Here is a 7,008-nt window from a genome sequence, read left to right as displayed (position 1 = left end):
TGGTGTCTTTGTGGTGAAAAAATAAATTTTATTTAACCACCAAGACACTAAGACACCAAGTCGAATCAGGAAAAATCAGGTAATGAAAGCATATTTTTCACCCACCTTGAAAGGGCTAGGTGAGCTTTACTTACCCTATTTGCTTAATGTATGGATATATGGTAGCCCTGGTAACTACCCAATAAGTTTCTTCAAGAAAGACAATTTGCTCTTAGTATAGGGAGCGTATCGCCATTTTAAATCCAGCCAAAAGGGATTGTGTAACACGCTTTTATAGTGAGAAAAGGTGTCAAAACTAGATTTACCGTGATAGCTACCGATACCGCTATCACCTACACCACCAAATGGTAGAGATGAAACACCGATCTGCATGACTGTTTCATTGATACATGCAGTTCCGGATGAAGTGGCTTGTAAAATTTGCTGTTGCAGGTTTTTGTTATTAGAAAATAAGTACAAAGCTAAGGGTTTTGGTTGAGAGTTGATTAGGGCGATCGCCTCTGATATATCTTTGTATTCAATCACAGGTAGAATGGGGCCAAAAATTTCATCCTGCATCACAGGATCTGCTAAGGAGATATTTCCAATTACTGTTGGAGCTATATAAAGTTCATCTCGGTTTGTTTCGCCACCAATGCAGGTTTCACCACTATTGAGAAGACTTGCTAACCTGTCAAAGTGTTTTTGATTAATAATTCTGCCATAATCAGGACTACTAGCAGGATTAGCATCATAAAATTCTTGAATACACTTTTTAATTTCAGATAATAAACTTGCTTTGATTTTGTGATTCACTAATAAATAATCAGGAGCAAGACAAGTTTGTCCGGCATTGATGAACTTACCCCAAGTAATCCGTCTGGCGGTATGTTCAATATGAATGTCAGTATCTACAATACAAGGATTTTTGCCACCTAATTCTAGAGTGACAGGTGTGAGATGTTTGGCTGCTGCTTCCATAATAATTTTGCCGACAGCAGTACCTCCAGTGAAGAAGATGTGGTCAAATTTTTCTGCTAGTAGTTTTTGACTAGTTTCTACACCTCCTTCTACGACTGTTATATATTCTGGCTGGAAATATTTAGCGATAATGTTGGCAACGAGACTAGAGGTATGCGGGGCAAGTTCTGAAGGTTTGAGGATGGCACAGTTTCCAGCAGCGATCGCTCCGATTAATGGTGAAATAGTTAACTGAAAGGGATAGTTCCAAGCACCAATAATTAAAACCACTCCTAGCGGTTCTGCATAAATTTGTGCTGAAGCAGGAAGTAATTGCCAAGGAACTTGTGCTTTTTTAGGTTTAGTCCAAACCTTAATATTTTTGAGACAATATTCAATTTCTTTGAATACCAATACAATTTCTGAAGAAAATGTTTCAAATTCCGGTTTATTTAAATCTGCTTTTAAAGCCTGATAAATTGCTGCTTCATTATCTTTGATGGCTTGTTGTAAAATTTTAAGCTGGTCAATACGAAAAGCAATATCTTTAGTTTTACCTGTGGAGAAAAAATCTCTTTGTTTACGAATAATATCAGCGATTGATAATTCAGTATTCATATTTTTGCTATCAGAAAATAAATTTAATTTGCATGAATATGGCGGGCAAGATGCCCGCCCCACAAGAAGTTAATGCACTTGGATTATACAAAATTAGATCTATTTTAGCTTAATTCATAATTTATAAATTTACTGCTTGACGGGTAGGCATACAATAAAAACACTGCCTTTACCTACTTCTGAATTCACTTCGATTGTACCTTTGTGTGCTTCAACAATTCGACGAGAAAGATACAGTCCTAAGCCACTTCCAGAACGCTTGTGGCTACCTTGGCGAAATCGTTCAAACAAGGTTGCTTGTTCTTCAGGAGGAATACCAGGGCCTGTATCCACTACCTTGATATTAATGTGGTCGTCGGCAGTGGTAGGCGCTATGAGGTGGATATCTACAGAACCTTTATCGGTAAATTTGATAGCATTACCGATCAGGTTTGTGAATAGGCGATGCAGTTCTAAGCGATCGCCCATCACCGTACTATTGGTTGAGTCCTCACCAAGATCTAGATTTATTGCCAGTCCCTTTGGTTCAGCTAGGGGAGTTAATTCATCTGCCACTTCTTTGAGTAATTGCCCTAGATTAACTGGTTGAAACGCTAAGGTTTTGCGTCCTGCTTCAAAGCGATAAACCTCCAGTAGGGTATTTACCATTGCCAGCAGGTTGGTGTTGCTACGGCCCATGATAGTAATAACTTCTTGCATTGGTGCTGATAAACTTCCCAATGCACCTTCTGAAAGAAGTGTCAGCATCCGTTCTGCTGCTACTAGGGGCGTACGTAAGTCGTGGGTGAGGCGAGAGACAAAATCTTCTCTTTGACGGGCGATTTCATCGCGTTCGTCGATACTGTGTTTGAGACGGAGAAGCGATCGCACTCGTGCTAGCAACTCGTCTACTGTTACTGGTTTACGGATAAAGTCATCAGCACCCAAGTCTAATCCTTGGGCAACATTCGGTGAATCGTGAGCAGTGATAAGTAAGATCGGGATAAATGGCAAACTCTGATTTTCCCTAATCTGCTTGGTTACTTCATAACCATCCATCCCTGGCATCATCAGATCCAGCAGTATTAAGTCAAAAGTCGCTTCGGCAATTTTTGCCAATGCACAAGCACCATTTTCTGCCGTAGTAACTGTATAGCCTTCTTCCTCCAATATGGTTTTGATTAAAAATACATTATCAGGAGAATCATCAACTACTAGGATTTTGTCTGAGTGAAGAGGTTGTGTAATCATTTGACAGTAGGTTTTTTAATAATAGTTAAGATATTTTAATTAAAAAATATTAGTATTAATTATATCTAAAATTTCCACTTCTATTTAATTTGTGAAAGTTGTAAACGGTAGAAACCCAACTTCTCAAAGAAGTCAGGTTTCTGAGATTTTCCCTTAAGCGATCGCACCGCACATTGGCGTAAGTCAAACAAATATCGCGATGTTGGTAACAAATGTCGTGATGTTGGTGACGACAGCTTTAATGTTGGTAACAAAAGCTTTAGGTGTGTGATGTGTGACAAACACTAAAGTGATAGTAAGCGATCGCATTCTCATATGACGCTAAAGTCAGCGATCGCACTGTTCACCCAAAATGAGCTTACCTTTTTCACCTGTTGAGAGTTTAGCCATGTTTACAGCTATGTAATGAAGATGCGATCGCACAAGCGTATTCAAGTGACACATTAAAACAAAAAGTAGCGCTGTGCCATTGGCAAAACCGTTGCAGGTTCACAAGTTAGCAACTCCCCATCTGCCCTCACTTCATAAGTTTCCGGATCTACTTCGATGCGCGGTAATGCATCATTTAGCTTCATATCCTGCTTACTCAACTGACGTGTTCCAGAAACCGCAACTGCTTGCTTGTGCAACCCTAACTGACTGGGAATTTCCCTTTCTAACGCTGCTTGCGAAACGAAAGTTAACGATGTGGCATTCTTAGCACCTGCAAAACTACCAAACATCGGGCGCATATGCACAGGTTGCGGCGTGGGAATACTAGCATTGGCATCGCCCATTTGTGACCATGCAATCATTCCACCTTTAATTACTATCTCCGGCTTAACGCCAAAAAACGCCGGACGCCACAAACACAAATCTGCTAGTTTTCCCTCTTCGACTGAACCCACATACAGAGAAATGCCGTGAGCGATCGCTGGATTAATCGTATACTTGGCAACATATCTTTTTGCCCGAAAGTTATCCACTCTTAGCCCCTCTCCTACAAGGAGAGGGGTTGGGGTGAGGTCTCCCCGTTGCACTTTCATTTTGTGCGCCGTCTGCCAGGTACGAATTATTACTTCTCCTACCCGTCCCATCGCCTGGGAATCGGAAGAAATCATACTAAATGCACCTAAATCGTGCAAAATGTCTTCAGCAGCGATAGTTTCCCGGCGAATGCGCGACTCAGCAAACGCCACATCTTCAGCAATTCCCGGATCGAGGTGATGGCAAACCATCAACATATCCAGGTGTTCATCTAAAGTGTTGACGGTGTAAGGACGTGTAGGGTTAGTGGATGATGGTAAGACGTTGGTTTCACCACAAACTTTGATAATATCCGGTGCGTGTCCGCCGCCTGCGCCTTCGGTGTGGTAAGTGTGGATGACACGCTTTTTGAAAGCGGCGATGGTATCTTCTACAAACCCAGCTTCATTGAGTGTATCAGTATGAATTGCCACCTGCACATCGTACTCATCGGCAACACTGAGACAGGTATCGATCGCTGCGGGTGTGGTTCCCCAATCTTCGTGTAGTTTTAATCCCATCGCGCCCGCCACGACTTGTTCCACCAGTCCTTGTGGTTGGCTAGTATTACCTTTACCCAAAAATCCCAGGTTGACGGGGAAAGCATCAGCCGCTTGCAGCATTCGATAAATATTCCACGGCCCGGGTGTACAAGTAGTAGCGTTTGTACCTGTGGCGGGGCCAGTACCACCGCCAATCATAGTGGTAATACCAGAAGCAATGGCTACTTCAATTTGTTGGGGGCAAATAAAATGAATGTGGGTGTCGATACCGCCAGCCGTAAGAATCATTCCTTCGCCAGCGACGGCTTCAGTACCAGGGCCAATAATAATATCTATATTGTTTTGAATATAAGGATTTCCAGCTTTACCAATTTTGAATATTTTGCCATCTTTAATGCCGATATCTGCTTTGACAATTCCCCACCAATCCAAAATCAAAGCATTAGTAATTACCATATCAACAGCACCAGCGGCGTTAGAAATGGGTGATTGGCCCATTCCGTCGCGAATGACTTTACCACCGCCGAATTTTACTTCATCACCGTAGGTGGTGAAGTCTTGTTCGACTTCAATAAATAATTCTGTATCTGCAAGGCGGATGCGATCGCCGACTGTGGGGCCATAGGTTTCCGCGTAAGCCCGGCGATCCATTCTATAACTCATGTTAACTCCTGAATATTTTTTAACGCAGAGGCACGCAAAGGAAAACGCACCAGGGACGCAGAGGGTTTTAGAGTTGTCCGTTAATTCTGCCGTTGAAACCGTAGACTTGACGTGTACCAGCTAAGGGGACGAGAGTCACTTCTTTTTCGTCGCCTGGTTCAAAGCGGATTGCTGTTCCAGCGGGGATATCGAGACGCATTCCTCGTGCTTGTTCTCTATCGAAGTTTAACGCGGCGTTGACTTCAAAAAAGTGAAAGTGAGAACCAATTTGTATGGGGCGATCGCCTGTATTTGACACTCGCAATTTTACAGTCAGACGCCCTATATTTAGTTCAATTTCTCCTGCTGGTGTAATTATTTCTCCTGGAATCATGGATAAATCCTATATAAAACTAATCACGAATTGGGTTATGCACTGTCACCAACTTCGTACCATCAGGAAAAGTCGCTTCCACTTGCACTTCATGCACCATTTCTGGCACACCTTCCATGACATCATCCCGCCTCAACAGCGTAGTACCATAACTCATCAATTCAGCTACAGTATGCCCATCTCTCGCACCCTCTAAGATAGCAGCAGAAATATAAGCAATGGCTTCTGGATAATTTAATTTCAAACCTCTTGCCTTACGTCTTTCTGCAAGCATTGCAGCAGTAAAAATCAGCAGTTTGTCTTTCTCTTGCGGCGTCAGTTGCATTTCCTAAACTCCCTTGGTGACTTGGTGAGTCCACTAAATCTGCCAAACTCTAGGTATGCAGTTACCACGATTTAAAAAAGACATACGTAATAACTGCCAAACACCGATAAACCAGTGTCTCACCTCAGCAGTAGAAGAGCCACGATATCTACACAAAAATCCATGTTCTAAACGAGAAACGCCTATTTGGTGATGGGGAATAGGTAATGGGGAATGGGGAATGGGAAATTGCCAAAGATTTCGGGCTTTTTCGACGATTTCTGATGAAACCTCTTGCCCAATATAGACCAAACTACCTACTACTGGTTGTCCTGCTAAGCCGTGGGGACTGTGGAAAATTTCTTCACTACCAGGAACCCATTGTCTATCTATCCACAAGGGTTTACCCTGCTGCCAAATTTCAGTATTACTGCGCCACTCTCCCTGCAAAAATTTCTCTCCCCTAGCACTGCGACCAAACCTAGTAATTTCCCAGCTGAAATAGCTAGCATTCGTAGCTAATTCTACTCGTATATCTTGTCGATACAAAGCACTGTTAAAGACTATTGTTTCTTGCGGTATCCACTCCAAACAAGCACCTGCATCAACTTTTATCTCGATAGTTTGTCTTGCAGTCATGCCATTACTGCGATATATCTTTCCAGCAGCAGCTGTTGTAATTAAGGCTTGTGCGTTGGGTTGGAGGTGGAGGTGATAAGAAAGGCGATCGCCTCCCACCACACCCCCAGCAGTGTGTAAAATTACGCTATGACAAACTTCCTGTCCCTCTGGATAAAAAGGGCGTTGCACTTTCAGCGGTGCTTGATTGCGATCAAAAATTAGCTGGGTTCCACCTTGGCGATGGGCATATACTAGATTAAGTTTGCCATGCCAGCCGTTTACGGATTTTGCTGTTGTTTGAGAGTTACACGATTGATTCACAAGTGAGATTATTGACTATTTTTTATGATTAAATATGAGCTTTTTTGGCTAATATGACATAATCATCTAGAGTATAATGTAACTGATTCTTCTGAGCTAGATACTTCTTAATCATTGGTCTCATATGTAATTGCTTAGGCAATTTATCTAGTGCAAATTTTCCGAATTCAGCACTTCCAAGTGGTGTTCTTAAACTTGTAGATGTAAGATATTTATAAGATACTAAATCCAATCCAAGCTCTGTAACAAATTTACTCACAAGCTTTTTTTCTTGATTGTGGTCTTCAACTTGGTAAGCATCGTAGATTTTGAATCAGGGTAAGAGCATCTCAATCAGGCTTGACACAAGGAATCAGAAGAATCTAAAGTGTTGCTAATGAAAAAACAATTGAGAACCTGAACCATATAATTGTTATCCATAGCAGTGCGTT

At 42.0% G+C, this 7,008-nt stretch carries 8 protein-coding genes; all 8 read right to left on the bottom strand.

Translation table 11 applies throughout. The annotated features are described in order from the left end of the window. Nucleotides 1–174: 174 nt before the first annotated feature. Nucleotides 175–1,557: an aldehyde dehydrogenase gene (locus HXY43_RS25820; protein ID WP_290889808.1), complete on the bottom strand. Its 1,383-nt coding sequence runs from the start codon at nt 1,555–1,557 to the stop codon at nt 175–177. Nucleotides 1,558–1,686: 129 nt separating this feature from the next. Further along, nucleotides 1,687–2,787 (bottom strand): hybrid sensor histidine kinase/response regulator, encoded by a 1,101-nt coding sequence (locus HXY43_RS25815; RefSeq protein ID WP_290889805.1) that lies wholly within the window; start codon nt 2,785–2,787, stop codon nt 1,687–1,689. A gap of 80 nt (nt 2,788–2,867) precedes the next feature. Next, nucleotides 2,868–3,041: a hypothetical protein gene (locus HXY43_RS25810; RefSeq protein ID WP_290889802.1), complete on the bottom strand. Its 174-nt coding sequence runs from the start codon at nt 3,039–3,041 to the stop codon at nt 2,868–2,870. A gap of 189 nt (nt 3,042–3,230) precedes the next feature. After that, complete coding sequence (ureC, locus tag HXY43_RS25805; RefSeq protein ID WP_290889799.1) at nt 3,231–4,958, bottom strand: urease subunit alpha; 1,728 nt, start codon at nt 4,956–4,958, stop codon at nt 3,231–3,233. 67 nt (nt 4,959–5,025) lie between these two features. Next, nucleotides 5,026–5,331 carry an urease subunit beta gene (locus HXY43_RS25800; RefSeq protein WP_290889796.1) on the bottom strand — a complete coding sequence of 102 codons (306 nt, stop codon included), beginning with the start codon at nt 5,329–5,331 and terminating at the stop codon, nt 5,026–5,028. 19 nt (nt 5,332–5,350) lie between these two features. After that, a complete protein-coding gene (gene ureA, locus HXY43_RS25795) occupies nt 5,351–5,656 on the bottom strand; it encodes an urease subunit gamma (RefSeq protein WP_026733537.1) in 306 nt (101 codons plus the stop codon). Between the two features lie 33 nt (nt 5,657–5,689). Then, complete coding sequence (locus HXY43_RS25790; protein WP_290889792.1) at nt 5,690–6,577, bottom strand: urease accessory protein UreD; 888 nt, start codon at nt 6,575–6,577, stop codon at nt 5,690–5,692. A gap of 28 nt (nt 6,578–6,605) precedes the next feature. Continuing rightward, nucleotides 6,606–6,836 carry a hypothetical protein gene (locus HXY43_RS25785; RefSeq protein ID WP_290889787.1) on the bottom strand — a complete coding sequence of 77 codons (231 nt, stop codon included), beginning with the start codon at nt 6,834–6,836 and terminating at the stop codon, nt 6,606–6,608. Nucleotides 6,837–7,008: the final 172 nt, after the last annotated feature.

The organism is Fischerella sp. (assembly GCF_013388695.1).
Classification (GTDB): Bacteria; Cyanobacteriota; Cyanobacteriia; order Cyanobacteriales; family Nostocaceae; genus PCC9605.
Note: the sequence above shows the minus strand (reverse complement) of the source record. Positions and strands in the feature narration are given on the sequence as shown.